This window comes from Cytobacillus sp. MT66 (assembly GCF_058792595.1).
Genome location: NZ_JBXAFB010000008.1, coordinates 226,171 through 246,949 on the forward strand (window position 1 = coordinate 226,171; position 20,779 = coordinate 246,949).

General features: G+C 37.1%; 17 protein-coding genes and 4 pseudogenes. 9 read left to right on the forward strand and 12 right to left on the reverse strand.

What is annotated here, in order from left to right; translation table 11 throughout:
- Positions 1-37 precede the first annotated feature (37 nt).
- Positions 38-3,004 carry a Tn3 family transposase gene (locus AC1Q59_RS16090; protein ID WP_492366863.1) on the reverse strand — a complete coding sequence of 989 codons (2,967 nt, stop codon included), beginning with the start codon at positions 3,002-3,004 and terminating at the stop codon, positions 38-40.
- A 147-nt stretch (positions 3,005-3,151) separates the two neighbouring features.
- On the opposite strand from AC1Q59_RS16090, the gene AC1Q59_RS16095 reads away from it, so the two are divergent.
- From AC1Q59_RS16095 to AC1Q59_RS16125, 7 genes are all read left to right on the forward strand, one after another.
- A complete protein-coding gene (locus AC1Q59_RS16095; protein ID WP_063477457.1) occupies positions 3,152-3,727 on the forward strand; it encodes a recombinase family protein in 576 nt (191 codons plus the stop codon).
- An 812-nt stretch (positions 3,728-4,539) separates the two neighbouring features.
- On the forward strand, positions 4,540-5,613 hold the full coding sequence (locus AC1Q59_RS16100; protein WP_492366864.1) for a GerAB/ArcD/ProY family transporter: 1,074 nt from the start codon (positions 4,540-4,542) through the stop codon (positions 5,611-5,613).
- A 30-nt stretch (positions 5,614-5,643) separates the two neighbouring features.
- Positions 5,644-7,170 (forward strand): spore germination protein, encoded by a 1,527-nt coding sequence (locus AC1Q59_RS16105; RefSeq protein WP_492366886.1) that lies wholly within the window; start codon positions 5,644-5,646, stop codon positions 7,168-7,170.
- Positions 7,167-8,330, forward strand: coding sequence for a Ger(x)C family spore germination protein (locus AC1Q59_RS16110; protein ID WP_492366865.1), 1,164 nt, complete (start codon positions 7,167-7,169; stop codon positions 8,328-8,330). Before AC1Q59_RS16105 ends, AC1Q59_RS16110 begins: the two co-directional genes overlap by 4 nt.
- Positions 8,331-8,846: 516 nt before the next feature.
- On the forward strand, positions 8,847-9,362 hold the full coding sequence (locus AC1Q59_RS16115; protein ID WP_492366866.1) for a hypothetical protein: 516 nt from the start codon (positions 8,847-8,849) through the stop codon (positions 9,360-9,362).
- Between the two features lie 106 nt (positions 9,363-9,468).
- On the forward strand, positions 9,469-9,909 hold the full coding sequence (locus AC1Q59_RS16120) for a hypothetical protein (RefSeq protein ID WP_492366867.1): 441 nt from the start codon (positions 9,469-9,471) through the stop codon (positions 9,907-9,909).
- Between the two features lie 1,278 nt (positions 9,910-11,187).
- Positions 11,188-11,445 carry a hypothetical protein gene (locus AC1Q59_RS16125; RefSeq protein ID WP_492366868.1) on the forward strand — a complete coding sequence of 86 codons (258 nt, stop codon included), beginning with the start codon at positions 11,188-11,190 and terminating at the stop codon, positions 11,443-11,445.
- Between the two features lie 905 nt (positions 11,446-12,350).
- Here AC1Q59_RS16125 and AC1Q59_RS16130 read toward each other — a convergent pair.
- The 4 genes and pseudogenes from AC1Q59_RS16130 to AC1Q59_RS16145 form a co-directional block, all read right to left on the reverse strand.
- A pseudogene (locus AC1Q59_RS16130) lies at positions 12,351-12,746 on the reverse strand (Tn3 family transposase); the annotation flags it as partial.
- Between the two features lie 81 nt (positions 12,747-12,827).
- Positions 12,828-13,271, reverse strand: a complete 444-nt coding sequence (locus AC1Q59_RS16135; RefSeq protein ID WP_492366869.1) for a DUF421 domain-containing protein — start codon at positions 13,269-13,271, stop codon at positions 12,828-12,830.
- A gap of 62 nt (positions 13,272-13,333) precedes the next feature.
- Positions 13,334-13,510: a hypothetical protein gene (locus AC1Q59_RS16140; protein ID WP_492366870.1), complete on the reverse strand. Its 177-nt coding sequence runs from the start codon at positions 13,508-13,510 to the stop codon at positions 13,334-13,336.
- Between the two features lie 120 nt (positions 13,511-13,630).
- Positions 13,631-15,122: pseudogene (locus AC1Q59_RS16145) on the reverse strand (phospholipase D-like domain-containing protein).
- A gap of 235 nt (positions 15,123-15,357) precedes the next feature.
- On the opposite strand from AC1Q59_RS16145, the pseudogene AC1Q59_RS16150 reads away from it, so the two are divergent.
- Positions 15,358-15,561, forward strand: a pseudogene (locus AC1Q59_RS16150) (hypothetical protein).
- A 13-nt stretch (positions 15,562-15,574) separates the two neighbouring features.
- Positions 15,575-15,913 (forward strand): spore coat protein, encoded by a 339-nt coding sequence (locus tag AC1Q59_RS16155; protein WP_492366871.1) that lies wholly within the window; start codon positions 15,575-15,577, stop codon positions 15,911-15,913.
- Between the two features lie 283 nt (positions 15,914-16,196).
- On the opposite strand, the gene AC1Q59_RS16160 is transcribed toward AC1Q59_RS16155, so the two are convergent.
- The 7 genes and pseudogenes from AC1Q59_RS16160 to spoVAD all read right to left on the reverse strand — a co-directional run.
- Positions 16,197-16,919: a S8 family peptidase gene (locus tag AC1Q59_RS16160; protein ID WP_492366872.1), complete on the reverse strand. Its 723-nt coding sequence runs from the start codon at positions 16,917-16,919 to the stop codon at positions 16,197-16,199.
- Between the two features lie 29 nt (positions 16,920-16,948).
- Complete coding sequence (locus tag AC1Q59_RS16165; protein WP_492366873.1) at positions 16,949-17,278, reverse strand: hypothetical protein; 330 nt, start codon at positions 17,276-17,278, stop codon at positions 16,949-16,951.
- A 452-nt stretch (positions 17,279-17,730) separates the two neighbouring features.
- A pseudogene (locus AC1Q59_RS16170) lies at positions 17,731-18,362 on the reverse strand (DUF421 domain-containing protein).
- A gap of 115 nt (positions 18,363-18,477) precedes the next feature.
- Positions 18,478-19,338 carry a DUF421 domain-containing protein gene (locus AC1Q59_RS16175; protein WP_492366874.1) on the reverse strand — a complete coding sequence of 287 codons (861 nt, stop codon included), beginning with the start codon at positions 19,336-19,338 and terminating at the stop codon, positions 18,478-18,480.
- A 29-nt stretch (positions 19,339-19,367) separates the two neighbouring features.
- Positions 19,368-19,574 carry a DUF1657 domain-containing protein gene (locus AC1Q59_RS16180; protein WP_492366875.1) on the reverse strand — a complete coding sequence of 69 codons (207 nt, stop codon included), beginning with the start codon at positions 19,572-19,574 and terminating at the stop codon, positions 19,368-19,370.
- Between the two features lie 11 nt (positions 19,575-19,585).
- Positions 19,586-19,936, reverse strand: coding sequence for a stage V sporulation protein AE (gene spoVAE / locus AC1Q59_RS16185; RefSeq protein WP_492366876.1), 351 nt, complete (start codon positions 19,934-19,936; stop codon positions 19,586-19,588).
- A gap of 1 nt (position 19,937) precedes the next feature.
- On the reverse strand, positions 19,938-20,779 hold an 842-nt coding region (spoVAD, locus tag AC1Q59_RS16190; protein ID WP_492366877.1), incomplete at its 5' end, for a stage V sporulation protein AD.

A 20,779-nucleotide genomic window follows, 5' to 3' on the forward strand; every position in this document is an offset into this window, starting at 1 on the left:
GCCCATTTCCCCGACTATTCCCCCAGTTTTAACAACGTTAAGAAAGTTTCAAGGGTCTTAAAGAATCTAACGAGACCATTTTCTCCGAATTAAAATGGTATTCTCCAAGTAAATTAATATGTTCCCAACCTAGAGGTGACATATGGTGCAATAATTCTTCATTAAAACTACCTGACCGTTTTTGATATTCAACTGCCTTTGTTAGATGTAAAGTATTCCAGATACTGATGGCATTAATGATTATATTTAAGGCACTGGCCCTTTGCAATTGATGCTGTATGGTTCGTTCCCTAAGCTCTCCTTGTTTTCCGAAGAAAATAGCTCTTGCCAGTCCATTCATCGCTTCTCCTTTATTCAATCCTTTTTGTATTTTTCTTCTTAATGATTCATCCGAAATATAATTCAAAATAAAGATCGTTTTTTCTATTCGGCCCATCTCACGTAAAGCGGTAGCCAAGCTGTTTTGTCTTGAATAAGAACCTAGTTTCCCCATAATAAGGGATGCTGAAACTGTTCCTTCATTTATAGAATGAGCTAATCGCAAAACATCCTCATAATTTTCTTTAATGACCTTTGTATTTATTTGTCCACGTAAAATGGCTTCTAATTTTGGAGATTCACTTGCTTTATCTATTGTAAATAATTTCGAGTCTGATAAATCCCTTATTCTTGGAGCAAATTTAAATCCTAATAAATGAGTCAATCCGAATATTTGGTCTGTGTAACCAGCAGTGTCTGTATAATGCTCTTCTATGTTTAGATCCGTCTCATGGTGCAACAAACCATCCAAAACATGAATCGCATCCCTTGAATTAGTATGAATAATCTTTGTGTAGTAAGAAGAGAATTGATCACTAGTAAAACGGTAGATGGTGGCTCCTTTTCCGGTTCCATAATGTGGATTTGCATCTGCATGTAGTGATGAAACACCTAGCTGCATTCTCATACCGTCTGACGAGGATGTTGTACCGTCTCCCCAATAAGAAGACAATTGTAGCTTGTGATGAAAATTTACTAATACAGCTTGGGCTTTATTCATTGCGTCTTCATACATGCGCCATTGAGACACATTGGCTAGTTGCTTATATGTAAGCCCGGGTGTTGCTTCAGCCATTTTGCTCAAGCCAATATTCATTCCCATTCCTAAAAGAGCAGCCATAATAATGATTGTTTCTTCTTTATCTGGTTTTCGTTTGTTAGAAGCATGTGTAAATTGCTCATGAAATCCTGTTATATGGGCAACATCCATCAGTAAATCGGTTAATTTTATTCTTGGTAGCATCTGATACAGGCTTGCACTAAATTTCTTTGCTTCTTCTGGAACATCTTTTTCTAATCGTGCAAGTGACAGCTTTCCTTTTTCAAGAGAAACTCCATCTAACTTGTTGGAATTAGCAGCTAACCACTGTAACCTCCCATTAAGGCTGCTAGTTCTCTCTGTAATATAATCCTTGAATGATAAACTAACCGATAATCTTGTATTCTCCTTCGTTTGATTCCATGTATCTTCGGAAAACAAATATTCCTCAAAATCTCTATATTGTCTACTGCCCACAATAGAAACATCACCAGCCCGAATATGCTCCCGAAGTTCTGTTAAAACAGCCATTTCATAGTAATGCCGATTGATTGTTGTACCATCATCCTCGTATAAATGCTTTTTCCACCGTTTTGAAATAAAATCCAAAGGTGAGTTATCAGGTACTTTTCGCTTCCCAGATTCGTTCATTCCTCGTATAATCTCTACAGCTTGTAAAAGTGGCTCATTCGCCTTTGTGGAATGAAATTCCAATACCCTTAATAGGGTTGGCGTATATTTTCTAAGAGAATAAAATCGTTTTTGCAGTAAGTCTAAATAGTCATAGTCGGCAGGACGTGCAAGCTCCTGAGCTTCTTCCACTGAAGAAACAAAAGAATTCCATTCAATAACCGATTCTAAAACCTCAAAAACGTCTAGTTTTTCCCGTTTTGCTTTGATTAAAGCTTGTCCGATGTTCGTATAGTGTATAACCTTCTCATTCAGCTTTTTCCCGTTTTGTTTCTGAATTTCTTCTTGAGCCTTACGGCCTTTTGATAACAGACTGAGTATTTGTCTGTCGTGAATTTCAAAGGCTTTATCCGTTAAATCCTGAGTAAGGTGTAATAAATAGACGGTTAAAATCGAGTATCGTTTATTTTCTTGAAAGTCACGGAACGCATAAGGCTCATATCTTGAACCTAAGCGAGATAGCTGTAACAAGCGATTGCGATGCAAATGATTAATTTGTACCGTTTCTAATTCTATACCTCGTATGTATTCGAGTCGTTCTATTACTTTTAGAAATGTTTCGGATGAAGGATGACCCGGTGGTTCCTTTAACCAACCCAATATCGTTTTATTGGATTCGGATGGATGCTGCGAAGTAATGATCTCTTCAAGCTTTTCTTTTTGGTTATTTGTTAGAGTTTGACTAACCGTATTAAATAGCTTCTTTTCAGCCATTGCCCTTGCCTCCCACACCAATCTCTCAAGTGTAGTGATAGCAGGCAGAATGATTTTCTTTTTTCTTAGAAAATCTATACATTCATGTAGTAGATGCATGGCATCGCCATTTTCCAAAGCTAATTGATGAAGATGCTTAAATGCTATTCGATATTCTTTTAGTGTAAAAGTTACAAAGTCGTATTCACTTCGAATTTCTTTCAAATGATCCCAAAGTGTATTTTCTCTTTGAGGATAAAGACTAATCGAAGATGAAGTGGCACCGATTTGTTTCGATATATAATGTATGACTGAATCCGGGATGTTTTTGATATGAGTGTATGGCCAACTGGGATACCGAAGAACAGCTAATTGAACGGCGAACCCTAAACGGTTTTCTTCTCTCCTTCGTTTATTGATAATTTCTAAATCCCGTTTGGAAAAAGTGTAGTAGGTTCCTAGCACCCACTCATCTTCAGGAATTTGCATAAGGACCTGTCGCTGTTCCGATGTAAGCAATTCTCTACCTCTCGCAACTTTCATACAGTATCATCTCATTTCTGTAATTATTCAGTTAATTAGTTCAATTATATATCAATAGAGTGTACTCTATTGATACAAGTATAGTAGACTGATAAAATCATAGTTAAGAGTGTCTCATAAGACTTGTCTCAAAAATGAGGTGAAATTTTGCGGAAAATCGGTTATGTACGCGTCAGTTCGACTAGCCAAAATCCTTCAAGACAATTTCGGCAATTGAACGAAATTGGAATGGATATTATTTATGAAGAAAAAATTTCAGGAGCCACAAAAGATCGTGAACAACTTCAAAAAATGTTAGAGGATTTACAGGAAGGTGACATTATTTATGTTACAGATTTAACTCGGATCACTCGAAGTACGCAAGATTTATTTGAATTGATTGATTTAATACGAAATAAAAAGGCAAGCTTAAAATCACTTAAGGATACATGGCTAGATTTATCAGAAGATAATCCATATAGCCAATTCTTAATTACGGTAATGGCTGGTGTTAACCAATTAGAGCGAGACCTTATTCGTATGCGTCAGCGTGAAGGAATTGAGCTCGCAAAGAAAGAAGGGAAGTTTAAAGGACGGTTAAAGAAATATCATAAAAATCACGCAGGAATGAATTATGCAGTAAAGCTATATAAAGAAGGAAATATGACTGTAAATCAAATTTGTGAAATTACAAATGTATCTAGAGCTTCTTTATATAGAAAGCTATCGGAAGGAAAAAAATAAGAATTCATTACTTATATTAAAAATTTCCGGGGATTGTGAAACAACGTACCTAACCAAGCAGGCTATTTCTATAAGGAAGTATCAATATTTGTTTATCTAACTAGGCACGATCATCAAAGGGTTCCGAGTACATTTTAACGGAGATATACGCTAAACTCAGATTTAAAGCAAGGCTGTATTTTCCGAGAACACTTTATAAAAAACAACCTTAGTCAATCACAAACGAAGGTTGTTTTTATAAAGTCATGGTCTAATTAAAACAATTGCTGTCCCAAGAGCATACTTGAGACTGAAAAGGCACCAGCAGATGCCCAAAAACTAAGGGACCCGAATTGGCGGCAAGCGGTCGCTCAAGGTAATGTTAATGGTTTAGCACGCGCGTTTAATTTGAAGAGAAAATCGACTAATCTGAAAAGCAATATGGCTATTAAACGTGTAATTGTTGACGGTGTGCAAGTAGGGCTTACGCAGAAGAAGAGAATGTGTTGAGAACTGTACAACGCAACCTGAGAACAGCACAAAGGATTATTATTGAAAATGTGTAGTTTCGTTGGGAAAACGGTTGCTTGACTGCGAGCACGTTAAAGTTTTATCAAAATGGATAGCTAGGCTGGATGAACAAAATATATGCTAAGCCTTTGTCGTGACGGGCTTAGCATTTTTTTCTTGCTCTAAGTTGGTCCGGCCGATATAAGCCAGGACTCATCATGTGCTAGTTTACGGCTGTAATATCAGATGAATAGAACGAAGTTGTTGAGGGAATTATAGTTCAAGATGTTTCTATTTCCAATTGTTGGATTTGAGGTGAGCTTTTGCCTAAGATTACTCCTATTCAGTCATACATGATTATTATGCTTTCGGTTGGATTAATGAACCACGTTATTATTATCCCTTTACTACTAGAAGCATCAAAGCGAGATGCCTGGCTCGTAGTGCTTCTTGTTTTTGTCGCTTCACCTGTTTGGATTGGTTGCTTGAACTACATCATTCAAAACATGAACAATCAACACATTAAAAAGTGGCTAGATCAGCACTTTGGAAAGTTTTTATCTGCAATCTTAGTGATTATTTATAGTTTGTTATTATGGCTCATGGGCTTTATTTCCTTAAAAGATACTCTAACATGGACAATCGCATCTTACTTGCCGCAAACACCGATACTAGTTCTTGCGGGAACAACACTTGTTGCATGCTTCTTTGCTGCTTTTCAAGGACTCCGTACAATTGCAATTGTGAGCGGAATATTGTTGCCATTTGTTGTTATTCTAGGTCATCTTGTGGCGATTGCCAATTTTCAGTTTAAAGATTATACCCTTCTTTTTCCTTTGTTAGAAAACGGGACAGCTCCATTATGGAAAGGTGTTCCTTACGTTGCCGGGGGATTGCTGGAGTTGTCTTTGTTGATGTTGCTGATTCAGCACAAATTAACAAAAAAAACAGGATTTAAAAGCTTGATGTTGATGTGCTTCATCCTTACAGGACTTACGTTAGGACCATTGATGGGTTCGATTGCGATATTTGGCCCTGATGAAGCGGCTAACCAAAGATACCCCGCTTACGATCAATGGAGAACCGTGAGACTGGGAGAATATGTGGAGCATGTCGATTTTTTTTCGATTTATCAGTGGCTATCCGGTACATTTATTCGTGTGTCCCTTTCTATCTATCTCTTAGGAGAAATGTGGAATTTACAAAAACGCAGATGGTTACCCGTGTTATTTGGCGCATTGGCCATGCTTGTTGCCATTTTGCTGCCGATGAGCGACATGGCTTTTCTAGACTTGTTAGGAAGATTTTATTTTCCTTCATTTTGTATCTTTACAGTAGGGACCTTGATCCTGTATGTCAGTCGAATTTTCATCTTAAGAATGAGCCAAAAGGAGTGACTAGCTAGAATGAATAAACTATTCCGACGAATGATAAGATTATTTGGAAATCAGGGTGCAGAAAGCAAGAGGCCATCGCCTAATACAGAGGTAACAGTCTTGCAACCGCTTAATGAACAATCACTAATCCAACACTTTAAAATGTGTCAAGATGTTAAGCACCATATTTACAAATTAAAACCTAATGATGAACAATCGAGAATCCTATTGATTTATTGTGAGGGTTTAAGTGACAACCAAACGTTCATTCATGAGACAGTGCTTCCTCATTTGACCCGATTTTATGAAAACAATGGGTTTCATCTTCATGAGGAAATTGCAGAGTCGAGCCAACTACAATTAGAGTTCGTTACTCTTGAGGAGTGGGAGCAAACGGCCGAAACGGATATTTTTGAAGGCAAACTGCTTTTGTTTATTCCGACTCTACGTTCCTTGTTCTCCCTCGATATCTCAAAAAAACCGGCACGAAATCCGGAAGAATCCACTATTGAGGTCTCGGTACGGGGGCCAAAAGATGGATTTGTGGAAGAACTGGGAGTCAATGTGGCGTTAATTCGGAAACGAATCAAATCAACCAGTATGGTTTATGAAACGAAAAAAGTAGGCGTTCGCACGAAAACAACCGTTGCAATTCTATACATTCGTGACATTGTTGATCCTAAGATTGTTCAAGATGTAAAGAATAAATTAGATGATCTTAACATTGACGGAGCGTTTAGCGCCACTCAGCTAGAAGAATTAATGGAACCGACAAAAGCATTGTTTCCTTTGATGGGGTATACAGGCAGACCAGACTTTACCGTTAACTGTATGCTAAATGGCCGTGTAGCGTTGATTGTGGATGGTACACCGGCTGCCTTAATCGCGCCAGCCAATTTGTTCCTGCTCCTGAAAACACCTGAAGATATCCACTTTACTGCTTTGTCGACTACATTTGGTCAAACGCTTCGTTTACTTGGCTTGTCCGTATCGCTACTGCTTCCTGCATTTTTTGTTGCCATTCTTTCCTATCATCAGGATCAACTACCATATTATCTACTTGCAACATTGTGGATTAACCGGTTGGGTATCCCTTTTGATGTAACAGTTGAAATGTTTATTGTACTTATCTTCTTAGAAATATTACGGGAAGCAGGTGTCCGACTCCCTTCTGCAGTCGGATCCACGGTAACGGTTGTAGGCGGACTTATACTGGGGGATGCGGCCATTCGTGCAGGATTCTTATCCCCTGGTATTGTTGTCATCGGAGCAATTACACAGATTTTTGGTTCAACTTTATCGAGCCTTTCATTAGCTGGAACAATTAGTATTTTACGCTTCTTTCTTTTCATTCTGTCTGCCATGCTTGGCGTTTATGGCTTCTTTCTTGGATTATTTATTGTGCTCAGCCATTTAGCCTCATTGCGTTCATGTGGCTTGCCTTACTTGGCCCCGATATCACCTCCATTTAAAGACTTTGCCGACGCTTTGTTCCGATTACCTTGGCAATGGCGAAACACACGACCGGACATGTTGAAGACACGAGATTCTACAAGGCAAGGGGACAGGCATAAATGAGGAGATATAAAAGTATGGTTGCACTTCTCCTCCTCCTCACCCTTACTGGGTGCTGGAGCAGATATGAAGTGCAAAACATGAACTATGCAACGGCTGTTGGAATTGACTATATCGATGGCCAATACACACTATATGTGCAATTGCTTGATTTCTCGACAGTGGCAAAGCTGGAGGGACAGCAAAAAGCGGAGCAGCCCCCGGTTTGGGTGGGAAAAGGCGAAGGTTCCTCGTTTACAGAAGGGGCAAATGATTTGTACAGTACATCACAACAGCGCTTAAACTGGGGACAAATCTCTGCCATCTTGTTCAGTGAGAGATTGATGAAAGAAAACAAAGTCGGAGAAGTGCTGGAATTGATCAACCGTTATCGTGAAATAAGGTACTTGCCCTGGCTGTTCAGCACAAGAGAGCCTCTTGAAGAAATCTTGCTGGCAACACCATTTTTTAGATTATCGCCAAAGGCATCAATTCTTCTCAATCCCGAGCAAAATTTCAGACAGCATTCTTTCCTTGCTCCGGTCCGCCTGCAACAATTTATACTGGACTCACACGAAAAGGCAAGAACTAGTTATATACCGGAATTATCGCTTCGCAAAGGTCAATGGCAGGAAAGTAATAAACCAAAAGAGCTTCTTAGGTATTCAGGCATCCAAGTATATGAACTAGACAATTATTATGCACGAATGGATCTTAAGGATCTGTCGGGAATGCCCTGGCTAAGTACTCACACGATCCGAGTGCCTCTTGATTTGTTTGCCGAAGAGAAGCTTGCGGCTGTTCTTGTCGCAGAAAAACCCGAGTATGACGTGACCCCAATTGTAAAATTGGACAAAGCGTTTTTCGACATTTCTGTTAATGTGAAAGCCGGAATCAATGAATTGCATATTGACCTTACTGAAAAGGAACTCACACAAATGGCTCAGGAAAAAATAGAGGAGCAAATCCGCAAAACGTATCAAACTGCTTTTAAAGAGGGTATAGATATTTACAATTTGGGCGAATCTTTGTATCGCAAACATCCACATCAATGGAAGAGCATTGCCACAGGAAAACAGCAACTCGTTTTAAACCAAGATTCCCTGCGCCATGTAAAGGTTGAGGTGAATATTGTTTACCCTGGAAGATATAAATTACATGAACATGGTGAATCCACCTCGTGATTCTGGCAAGTGAAATTATTAACTCACCTTGCTTCTTCTGCTTAGCGTTGGGGAAGCAAGGTTTTTGTTTCCAAAAAAATAGTTTAACGTTGTAAATCCGCATTTTCCTGACGGAACCCCTAATACATCTGCTTAGCGTATAATATTCGCGTTTTGTCGGCAGGACCCCTATATATACTTCATAATCGATTGAGTTGGCTTTCCTTCAGGTTTTTATCAAGTTCCTCAGCTTACCTGCTCTTTATCTGTTTGTTAAGAACGTTTTAAAAATGCCTTTATACTTTTAACACCGGCCTTGTTTGCAAAGGAAAATTATACTTGCAGAATGCAACATATTTATCCGTTTGGAAAGAAAACAAAATTTTTTTGTTAAATGAGACAAATGCCTAGTCTAGGGACATAAGTGAAACATACCATAGAATTGTAAATTGGTTTTAAAAGGTATTTAACCTCATTTTACACTCGATATTGCTTCTTTTTTTAGAAGTGAAAAAATTTAAAAAGGGTGATAAAAAAATGGAAGCCCAAACGGAAAACTATAAATATTTATTGGGATGGTGTACGGACATTTATGTTCATTGGGAGAGTGTGAAACCGAAGTTCTCAAACCTCTTTGACTTAAGAACTTTAGAGGAATGGGAAGAGACATGGCGTAATTTAATGAGTAAATTACAAAAAAATTTAACAGTAGACTCTGAGGACTTTGAGACAGCTACAAGTCTGTATGAACAGTGGGAGGTGCTATACAAAGAAGCACATCCAAATCTAGAGGGTAATGAATCCGATGAGAGAGAAAATTCGGATCAGGATTTGAAAAGTGAAACATTAATGGCAATAAAGCCTTTTGTTGATTATGGTCTAAAAGAAGTTGCTCTTACTTCCTATGAACATGCGCTAACTGAAATTGCCGCAATGGCCTACCTTCTGGGAAAAGGCTTTGATCAACAAACAGCTTATAAAACCGTTGAATCTTGGGAAGTAAATGAAATGTTCGAAACCGAATATGGAAGATTCAAAATGAATAAATATTAAAATAATTTATTAGACTTTCTTTCTTTTTTTAACACTCTGATGTATAGATAGAAATTAAACTTTAAACTCTTGTATTTATGATTATTACGAAACGAGGAATCAACTTTTGCAAACTGCACAGAAACTCATGGTTAGTATACCTTTTCCATCAAAATGGGGCATTTCGGCTTCTATAGCCGGTCGACCCATTATTTGGGGAGTACTCATCATTAATTCTATTACAGGTAATAATAAAGTATCTGGTACAATTAATTTTCGTGGTACACCTATTCAAATTAATGGGTATTGGGAAGAAAACATCAAACAAATAAGTTTTGATTCACCATATGCCTCATTTTATGGTAACTTAACTATATTTGATGATCCCTCGATTAGAATTCGTCATTTCGTTTTAAGTGGACGGTTTATTATGAAACCTCCCTCTTTGCTTGCAGGTGAGTACGGAACTTGGATTGCTACAACTGATACAGCACTCACTGAACCTCCTATATATCAGAACGGCGTTCCTCCTGCCGGAGTCTTTTTAACATCAGATATCCTGTACTAAATCACTACCCTCCCGTTACACTATGGTAAGATATCTTTATATATATCACATATATTAGGCGCACTAGTCCGTTAATCCACTTGAATAAATTATTTTTGTGTCACCCCGAATAATACTCTTTTTTTAGATTATGGTAATGGTTTCACATCAACCGGTTTTTAAATAGTATTTAGGAATGGATTCATTTTGACAATCGATTGTCCCCTTATCCATAAAGCCGATTATTTCTCGTAAGTTGAGGAAAAATCGGCTTTATTCATGACGAATTATGCTTAGCGTATGTTTTAAGCGCTTTTTGTTGGTGGGATCCCTTATATATAAAATAGCCTTATAATCAAAACGGTTGCTATATTTCATTGCTAAAAACTTTTATTGATTCCAAATTCTCTTTAAATCCAATGGAACGAATACCTTATTCCCATGTATCTCCCTATGTATGATAGGATTTGAAAAGCATTGATCTAAACTTAACCCTTCTTTTTTATGCCTAGCTCTTATAAAGTCTTCGGGTAATCGCATAACACTTACTCCTTTTATATTTTTTATAAAACAACTCTTGGTAAAAAAGCTTAGTTTTTATTCGCTCTCTGTAATATACCAAGAATGTTGCGACATAAAGCTTAGAATTGTAATTTTTACGAACGTGTGCTTCAGTTATTTTTTTTTATGAGACTAGGCTTGTTTGTTTTGTTGTCTTACTTGTTGTTCATTATTTTTGCTTGTAAACTCATTTCCTTATTGATTTTATGCTCCTTGCGTACTGCCTTGGGAAGCTTGGCTTCCATCTTGGGCTTATTGCGATTCTTCTTGTTCGATTTGTTGAACGCGTGGTTCAACGCTGTGTAGAACGGATTGAGTTTGTAGCCTCTTGGTAAAGCTGCTTAGCTTGTTGATTGCAAATGTTTCGAAGCTAGCCTGCAAATCCTGGTAGATCTGTCTTTACGTCATTTTTTACTGTTATAAATAACGCCGCCTTTAATTTTTACTTTATTAGAATGATGTATAAGAATATTTTTTATAACTTCCAATTTTATCCTGCTTTTAAATGACCAAAAACCCACAGTTATGTAATTATATTTGATAAATGGCACCATTTTTTTGATAGAAGCCTCTTTTCCTCTGTACTACATTTTTTATCTTCATTTCCTGACACCTAGGCCGCTACTGTTTGGTGATTAAGGACCTTAATTTTATTGATGTTAAGTTAAAATGTTCGTATAAAAAGTGGAAGGAGAAGATAATATTCAAAGTAAACAACCAATAGAGAGGACGATAAAAATGAATCTAAAGTGGTTAAGGCTATTAACAGCAGTTTTTCTATCTGCCATCATGTTATTGGGGTGTAATAATATAGAAGAGGATAAGGATCCACCACCACCTGAAGTGGATGTAGATCATGACACAGAAGAACCCATTGAAGATCCTGAAGATGCAAATGACCCAGATAATATAGATGAAAATGATGTGGACCCAGATACAGAAGAGCCAATTGAAGATCCTAAAGATGTAAACGATCCAGATAATATAGATGAATAAATATTAACAGCAATAAGGCACACCGTTTGTTTTCAAACGGTGTGCCTTATTACTCCAAATTTAACTGTTATGATAAAGCTCAATTGTTGTTTTTTTAACCAATAGTACAAAAATACATTTAAACATTTCAACTCTACTAGTTTTCCTTTATAAGCATGGAACATATCAACTATTTTTAAAACATTTTATTAATTTCCCAAGATTCAACCGTTAAATAAACGGTCTATGCCAATTAAATAGGTTATTGCAGCACTTCCTTCAGCTCAGGGTATTGCGAAAACTGGCTGGAATATTGAGGATGATAATAAGACATGTAATTATGATATTGTATAATTTTTATAACTCCCCTTTCTTAAATTGAATATATTTAGTTTTATCTTATTTTCCTAATTATCCTAGGACTAGACATTTGCCTACATACCCTAATTTGAAAAAACAAATAAAGAAATAAGTAATAGCAAAAGTTAATCATCTTTCCTTTCTTTAATAGCAACGTAAACGAAACTCCTTTTTTATTTTCCATTTATTTCATCGTTAAAATCCCTGTGACTAAACAAGCTAATAACAAAACTATTTAGAGGTGTCTCATTAGAAAAATACCAAGGGCCTTATTGGTTACCGTTTCCATACTTATTCTTTTATCCATAGGGTTACTATTTTTAGTACAAAATACAAGAAACACAGAGAATCACGAAAATGAAACTGTAGCTGTCAAAAACAGATTTAATACCCCTATAACCAGAGTCCAAAATGTTGAAAGCGAAAAAAAGTTCTTCAAATAAACAGCATTGCCATGGATGATCATAAAGGGGTACTGCCGACTAAACGCAGATATAATACGCTAAGGAATTTTTTAGAAGGTAAAAGCCTGATTTTTCTACGTTAAGCAGAAAAACCAGGCTTTTTTATATCCTAAGTGGACGCAGGGCATGTATCGAGTTCAAAATCTCTGGTATAAATGAATATTCTCCTAGAAAGTTTATGTGTTCCCATCCCAATGGTGATATGTGAGGAAGCAATTCCTCTTGATATTTTCCTATATTTTTAAAATGTTCAATTGCTTGTGATAAATACACGGTATTCCAAATGCTGATGGCATTAATAATTAGATTTAATGAGCTGGCACGCTGTAAATGATCTTGTAATGCTCTTTCTCTAAGTTCTCCCTGTTTTCCGAAGAAAGTAGCTCGTGCCAAGGCATTCATGGATTCTCCTTTATTTAATCCACGTTGGATTCGCCGAAGTAATGAGTGACCGACAACTACTTGAGTATTGTTTATATTACCTTTTATCCGATTCATTAAAACATTAGCCTACATAGACGTTACAAAATTGTTTAGGTTTTCGTTGAAGTTACGTGTTTAACGTATTCAGGTTATATTTTATTTAGGGCTTATATGTATACCTTCATTCTCTCGCCAATCTGCGTAGAGTATACGTTTAACATTATCATAGCCATTGGTAGTTAATTGATTATCTAACCACTGTTGATTAAATCCGAGTTCATGTAAATTATCCCTTAATACTTCCCCATCTATAATTAACGCTGTTGGGAGGTATACTGGACTTTCTAGAAGAATAATATCTTGCTTTTCTGGTTTTTGATACTTCGATTGTAATAATATACTGATTTGCCCATTAGCTTCCAATATACCGTATTTGACTTCGCGAACAGAAAAAACCTGATTTTGTCGAAGTATACTTAATACTTGATTTACATCCAATTTGTTCTTTTTAAGTAACTTTCTATCCATTACACCATCCCGAATAATGATGTTAGGATCGCCCAATAAGAGAGAACGTGTCGATTTATTTTTTAGAGTCAAGAACTCTATCCCCAACATGAGAAGCGTCCACAATCCGATGGCATATAAAAAATGAAAAATCCCTACCTTATTTTCATAAATGGTATTTCAAAAAAATCTCCAAGCACTAATACAAAAACTAAGTGAAACGGGGTTAACTGAGAGATTGATGTTCTACCGGTTATGATAATGATAAAAAATAAGGTGACAAAACCTACTATGACTTTGATTGTCAGTAAACCCAAAAAAACTTCACCCAAAATTTATTCCTCCATTTTATATTTCACTCGATTTCAAAAATCCTCATGTTTTAAAATATTTATATTACAACATGTAAGCTAATTAAAATCAGAAAGATAAATAATACCGGTTTTTTCAACTTATAATAATGGAGAAAACAGGCGGGCACTCTGTTCAACAATCCGCTCGGTCAGAGGTCGTTCCAGCAAGTCTTCAATTTTTAATGGAATAGAATCAGTAAGATCACGTTCGAACTGATCTGTGAGTTCCCTCGCCACATCAGCACTGTACAAGACTTGACACACCTCATAATGCAGGCGAAAACTTCTCATATCATAGTTTGCTGAGCCTACGGCAGCAATCTCCTCATCGATGGTCAACACCTTCGCATGTATCATTCCTTTGTCGTACTGGTAGATTTGAACTCCAGCTTCTATAAGTTCTCCGTAATAAGTACGGCTTGCAAGACCCACGATTTTTTGATTATTGTGGCGAGGAACCAGCAATCTTACAAGGACACCACGAGCTACTGCTGTCTTTAATGCCATGATAATATCCGTTTCTGGTACAAAATAGGGTGTTGTTAAATCAATAGTCTTGGTCGCCTGTGTTATACATATAAAGTAAGCTTGCCGAATGACTGGGGTAGGAATTCCAGGGTTTCCTTCCAACGTATGGATATACGCTTTATGCAATGACCTAGTTTTTGCGGATATGTCCATTTCTTTATCATCAAGGGTGCTCAACTCTGATCCCAATTCGGCTGACCATTTGGAATCATCTGCTGTGCCGATTGAATTGATTTTCGTTACCTCTGATTTTGTTTTCAAATTTATTTTTGATTTTATCCGTTCCGGCACAGCGATTTCCCAATGAACATCAAAGACAGGCTGCAAATCGGCTGATGCTTCTCCTATGACTTGCAAATGAGTATCCCGCCAGAAGCCAACGTCAGGTTTCAATCCTGTATATTCATATCCTATGTTAATGCCACCATTAAAAGCTATCTTTCCGTCGAGTATGGCCATCTTACAATGATCCCGATAATTCCAATTGGACAAAAACCAGGGAAATCGCAAAGGAAATATTGTCCTGCATTCTATCCCTGCTTCAACCATCTGCCGGATTTTTTCACGCGGGAACTTATAACTCCCCAAGCCATCTCTCATAAAACGAACCTGCACTCCAGTTAATGCTTTTTCGATTAGCAGTTCTTGATACGATTGCCAATTTGGTATTCCGAAAAATGAAATATTCCAGATCAATTGTTTTTTGAGCATCTTGTAGGGATTCAAGGAGTTGTTCATATTTCACTATTCCATTGTTAAACACTTGGACTCGGCCCATTCGAAGCCCATTCACAGTGAAATGCCGTAAAGAATCGGCAATTACCGATGCTGAATCACTGAATGTCTCAGGTAATTTGTTAGATTCATTATTAGAAGATGTCAATCTTTTCCGGTGAATAAACTTAGGATTTGATATGCTAAGATATAGCAAGAAACCAATGACAGGCAAAAGAAGGACGATTATTATCCAATTCAATGCCTTCGCAGGCCTACGTACTTCCCAAATTGCTATGAATAAGATAAAGAACATATTTAACAGGTATAGATAAAAAATCCACTCCAACTGGAATCCCTCCTTCTGTTTCTCTTAACATGTACAAACTATGTAACCAGTATACGTATGGAATATGAAGGGATTGTCTGTTATATATTATGGACTACCTTTATAAGAACTTTTATAAGATATTAAGAACGAAAAAAAGAGAATTAAGGTTGGGTAAGTTCTGACATCACGAAAGGCGTAATGATCTGGGCACTGTCCTAAATAGAGACTTAGTGATTTTGAAGAGCCACCACAGGTGCTCACAGGAAAAGATTTTAATTATTTAAAGGACATGCTATCGTGGAACCTTTTAGGATTCAAAAAGGCACATTTTGCAGCAGGCCAGTGCCAAGATTAACAGATCGTAGTAGCCCTCGAAAAGGCATGCATGATGCACGAAAGACATTATCAGCGCATTTTGCAGCATTTGGAGCAAAATGTGAACCAAATGAATCAATAAGGGGACATACAAAATGAATAACAATCAAAACAAGATTCAATATCCAGAAACACCTATACCAAAAACACCTGAGATGAATGAACGTGACTTCCTAAACGATATGCTTTCGTATGAAAAGTACATTACGGCATCTTATTCTACGGCAATGAATGAGGCAAGCCACGCTTCGCTATATCAGGACATTCACGCGATTTTCGACGAAACGAAGAATTTGCAGCGTGAACTGTATAATCTGATGTTTCAAAAGGGATGGTATTCGCTTGAAGCGGAACATCCACAAAAACTTCAACAGGCGGCACAGCAGTTTACAGGGTACATGTCCCAGTTTCCGCATAATCCTCCAATTGAATAAGGTCGTAAAAAGCTATGGTAACCAGTCCATAGCTTTAAATTATTTAATTTTTTCATATAGACTAACTTTAGTTAAACCGTTGTAACTTTTCCAGAAAATCCATTTGGCGAATAGGGGATTGCTTGTGAAGGATTTTCCTAGCAATATGATGTCAGAACCCAGAATTAGGAACCACTTGGGGATGAATTCAAAAATTTCAAGGTGTTTTTTAACTACAAAAGGCAACTTTTATAAAGGTTCATTGCCTTTTGCCACATGGGGTCAATAGGGGGAGTATTTCAGATTATTCATTTTGGGCTGCTTCCAGTGCATTCTTTACATCAATTAAGCCATTGCCGAAATCGCTATCATTTCCTAGGATTCCTAAATCATATGCAGAATTCTTAATAATGTCTATTACTTCTCTGTTAGTTAAATTAGGGTTTGCAGAAAGCAAGAGGCCAGCAAGTCCTGCCACATGAGGCGAAGCCATAGAAGTACCTGATAAAGCTGCATACTGCTGGTTAAAATAGGTGCTCGTAATTTGGACTCCGGGAGCTGAGACATCGATATAATCTCCATAATTTGAGAAAGATGCTCGTCGTCCTGTGTTGTCGACAGCTGACACACTTAAAACTTCAGGATATGCTGCTGGAAAGCTCGGTTGTATAGTATTTTCATTTCCTGCTGCAGAAATCATGACTACATTTTTATTGTATGCATAATCGATTGCCTCTTTCAAAAGAGAAGAAGGCTGATAATTGCCTAAACTCATATTAATGACATTTGCTCCATGGTCCACTGCCCAAATAATCCCTTTTGCTATATCAAAGGTCGTTCCATATCCTTCAGCACCCATTGCCTTTATAGGCATTATTTTGTTATACCAAGTGATGCCAGCAATGCCTTCTTGGTTGTTTGTTTCCGATGCAATGATTCCGGATACATGGATGCCATGGCCCCTGTCATCATCAGGAAAGTCGTTATTTTCCAGAGCATTGTATCCATTTGTTAATCTTCCGCTCAAATCAGGATGGTCCAGATCAACCCCAGTGTCTATAACAGCAATAATAATATGTTCATCCCCTGTTGTAATATCCCAGCCTGCTTCGGCTTGAATGATCGGTAAGTTCCATTGATATTGTTCGCGGTATAGCAGATTATTAGGAAGTCCAATTTTATTTTGCAGATAAAGATAATTGGGATAGGTGTACCACGGAAATTAACTGTACCCATTACTCTGGTGCCTATAATGGAATTAATGGTAAGTATACCTCTAATGATTGGTCTTCCAGCTATAGAAGCATCAATACCCCATACAGATGGAAATGGGATACTAATCATGGTTTGGGTGCGGTTTGCAAAGTGGTCCTCTCCCTTATTCAATTTTAAAATATTCTTATAAAAACACATATTAGCGTTTTAGAAACATTTAATAAAATCTTTCATTAACTTCCCATGATTCAACTGTTTTAAAAGCAGTTTGTGGGTCATATCCTTTTCCCAGTAAATAAGTCATTGTTGCTTCTTGCAAACCATAATTCAGAAAAGGTATTACAGTACGCAAAGTTTCACTTTTTACCCCCCATAGGGAGTATAAAAACTGGGGTATGAAAAGGGGTATAAAAACATTTGGTTTCTCAGATCCTTCCTTATAAATACTTCGAACTTAATGCTATCTTATAAATAAGGTAATATTTGGGTTGTTTGTACCATTAAAAATCCATATTTGCCTATCTGAGAATAAAATATAAGAAGGAGTAAATAAGAGAAAACATTAATTTATATTGGGAGGAAATCGTCTTAAAATTAGTCGTTAACATCTTTTTTGTTAATGGTTAATGAATGATGGTATCTCTAACAGCAGCATAAAAAATATCTTTGATTTGAAGATATCCCTTTGCCTTTAGTTCTTCCTTTAACCACTTTTCATTTTTGTTGATAAATTTTAAATTACGCTTTTGCACTTTCCCTTCAATGACAACGGCTATGGGTAATCCGCGGTATTCCACTTTCATATGTAAATCTTTTGGAGTAATAGGAACTAATTCTTTTCTTGGAAAAATGCTAATTTCACCTGTTGCTTCCAAAATCGCATATTCAATATCGTGAATATCCGGATATCCTGATGTTCTTAAATTAGACAACAGCTCAGGTAAAGGATATCTACTTTCCTTTAAATTTCGATAGATAATCCCGTGTTTAATTAGAAAAGTCGGTTTTCCGATAATAAAAGGGTTTAACTTATTTAATAAACTTAACTTTGATATAAATAGATGAATGCATGTTATTACAATGATTCCAATAATCCCCTCCATCACTCCGTTTACTTTAATAGAACCAAAAGCTAAATAAGATAAAAAAAGAATCGCTCCAAAATCATGTGGGCTAGAGCTGATTTCCCTAAAATTTTTACTGCTACAATAAACACAATATAGATAAAAATAACTTTAACTAAAAAAATTGACACTTCTAACACCTCGTAAAAAAATTCACCTTAGTCCGAAATTGGACTAAGGTTTTTAAACTTTTTTCAATTAAAAATGGTATCTTTTTTTCGTCATGTATGAATCTAAGCTAAATCCTTATCCTTTTAAAATAGGGGTCACTTTATCAATGGCTTCTTGTAATTTTTTACTGTTTAACCTATACATTTGTTTGGCCTCTTTTGATTCCGTTCCAAGAGCAAATAGTTCTAAGTCTGCTTGACATTTTTTCAAGGTTGAAAGAATTAAGGGTCTTTCTTGTGGGGGTGCGACTTGTAATTTATCGTCAAACAGATCAACTGTTAACTCTCCATAAGAATTTACCTGTCCAAGAAAAACATTTTCAATTGTTACCCCTAGTTTTTCCAATTCGATATGTAACCAAGCCCGACTTCGTCCAATTGTCGAAAGTGGCTCATCCAATATTTCGCCATCCATAATGACGGTTTGTGGCTCCTTTATTGATGCAACCGATAAGTTTGCATCCTTTGCTGTTAAAGGTTGATTTTCTTTCTTTAGCATCACAGATAAATCACCTGTTGCCTCTAAAACAGCAAATTCTACATCAGAGACTTGAAAGACATCCTTCCTGCGAAGTAGCTCTAACAGTTCATCTGTCGTATATCTTTCCTTTTTTAAATTATCTTCCATAATCTTCCCATCTTTGATAAATACAGTTGCTTTTCCTTCTATAAAATTGCGAAAACGTTTACTTTTTAATGAAATTAAACCAGCGAAAAAGGGAATAGCCGCAAAAATGACAATTCCAATGATTCCATGAAAAATGTTCCGTTCCAGTCCCATAGCCACTTCAGCACCTATACTTCCAATGGAAATACCGGTGACATATTCAAAGAAAGATAGTTCGGAAATTTGCTTTTTCCCTAACCATTTTGTAATGAAAAATAAAACAGCAACAAATAATGCTGAGCGTACAGCTATATCTAACCATTCAGGCACTGCTTACACCCCCTGTAAATATAGTTTTTCTAGAAACCTTTGTACTGAAGTTCCTCTCCTTCTAGTTCTCCTACTCTTTTTTTTAAATCTTTTGTTACTTCGTGTACTACCATCATAGCATCATGCAAAGTTCGCTTCGATTCATCATCAAGAGTCCGTAATGCTAAACTTGAGAGACTTGCTTCTACCCCTTTTAGACTGGCAAAACACTGTTTAACATCTGATCCTACTGTCATCCTAATTCTCCTTATCCTTTTGGTTTAAAAATCAACGACCCTAACATACCGAATATAATGGCAGCTGAAATACCGGCACTTGTTACTTCGAATACTCCTGTAAGAATGCCAACTAATCCGTGTTTTTCAGCTTCTTGCATGGCACCATGTACGAGTGCATTCCCAAAGCTTGTAATGGGTACGGTAGCTCCAGCCCCAGCAAAATCAATTAAGGGTTCATATAAACCTACCCCATCTAAAATAGCACCGACCACTACAAGAGTACTTAAGGTATGTCCCGGTGTCAGTTTAAACACATCAAACATAATTTGACCGATGACACAAATCAAACCACCAACAACAAAAGCCCAAAAATAAATCATTTTATTGTCCACCCCCGTATTCAATCGAGACCGCATGGGCGATACAAGGTATGGTTTCGTTTTGCTGGAAGGATAGGGGTGATAATAAAGCGCCTGTAGCAACTACTAACATTCTTTTAAATTCACCTTTTTTCATGCGATTTAATAAATGACCATACACTACTGTTGCTGAACACCCCGCGCCACTTCCTCCTGCGAGGACTGGTTGCCCCTCCCGATAAATCATAAGACCGCAATCTTGATATTGTTCTTCACTAATTGTAGTTCCATGCTTTTTAAATAGATCCATAGAAACTTCCTGTCCAATTTTCCCAAGATCTCCGGTTACAATTAAATCGTAATAAGATGGCTCAACATTTCGTTCCTTTAAATGGGCTTCAATGGTATCAACCGCAGCTGGCGCCATAGCCCCTCCCATATTAAATGGATCGGTAAGACCCATATCAATCACACGGCCTATTGTAGCAGAAGTGACACGAGGTCCATCCCCAGAATCACTTAAGAGGGCCGCACCGGCACCAGTAACAGTCCATTGTGCCGTAGGAGGTTTTTGTCCACCATACTCAGTTGGATACCGAAATTGTTTTTCAACAGCTGTATCATGACTAGAAGCTCCTGTTAACAAATATTTAGCCCCATTCGTATTAACAATATAGGCACCTAGAGCCAATCCTTCCATAGAGGTTGAACAGGCACCGAACAACCCAAAATAAGGCGCTCCAATGGATCTACTAGCAAAACTTGTCGGAGTTATCTGGTTGATCAAATCCCCTGCAAGGATAAATTGAACCTGATCTTTTTGGATTCCTCCTTTTTCCATTGCCTTTTGACAAGCTTCTTCGA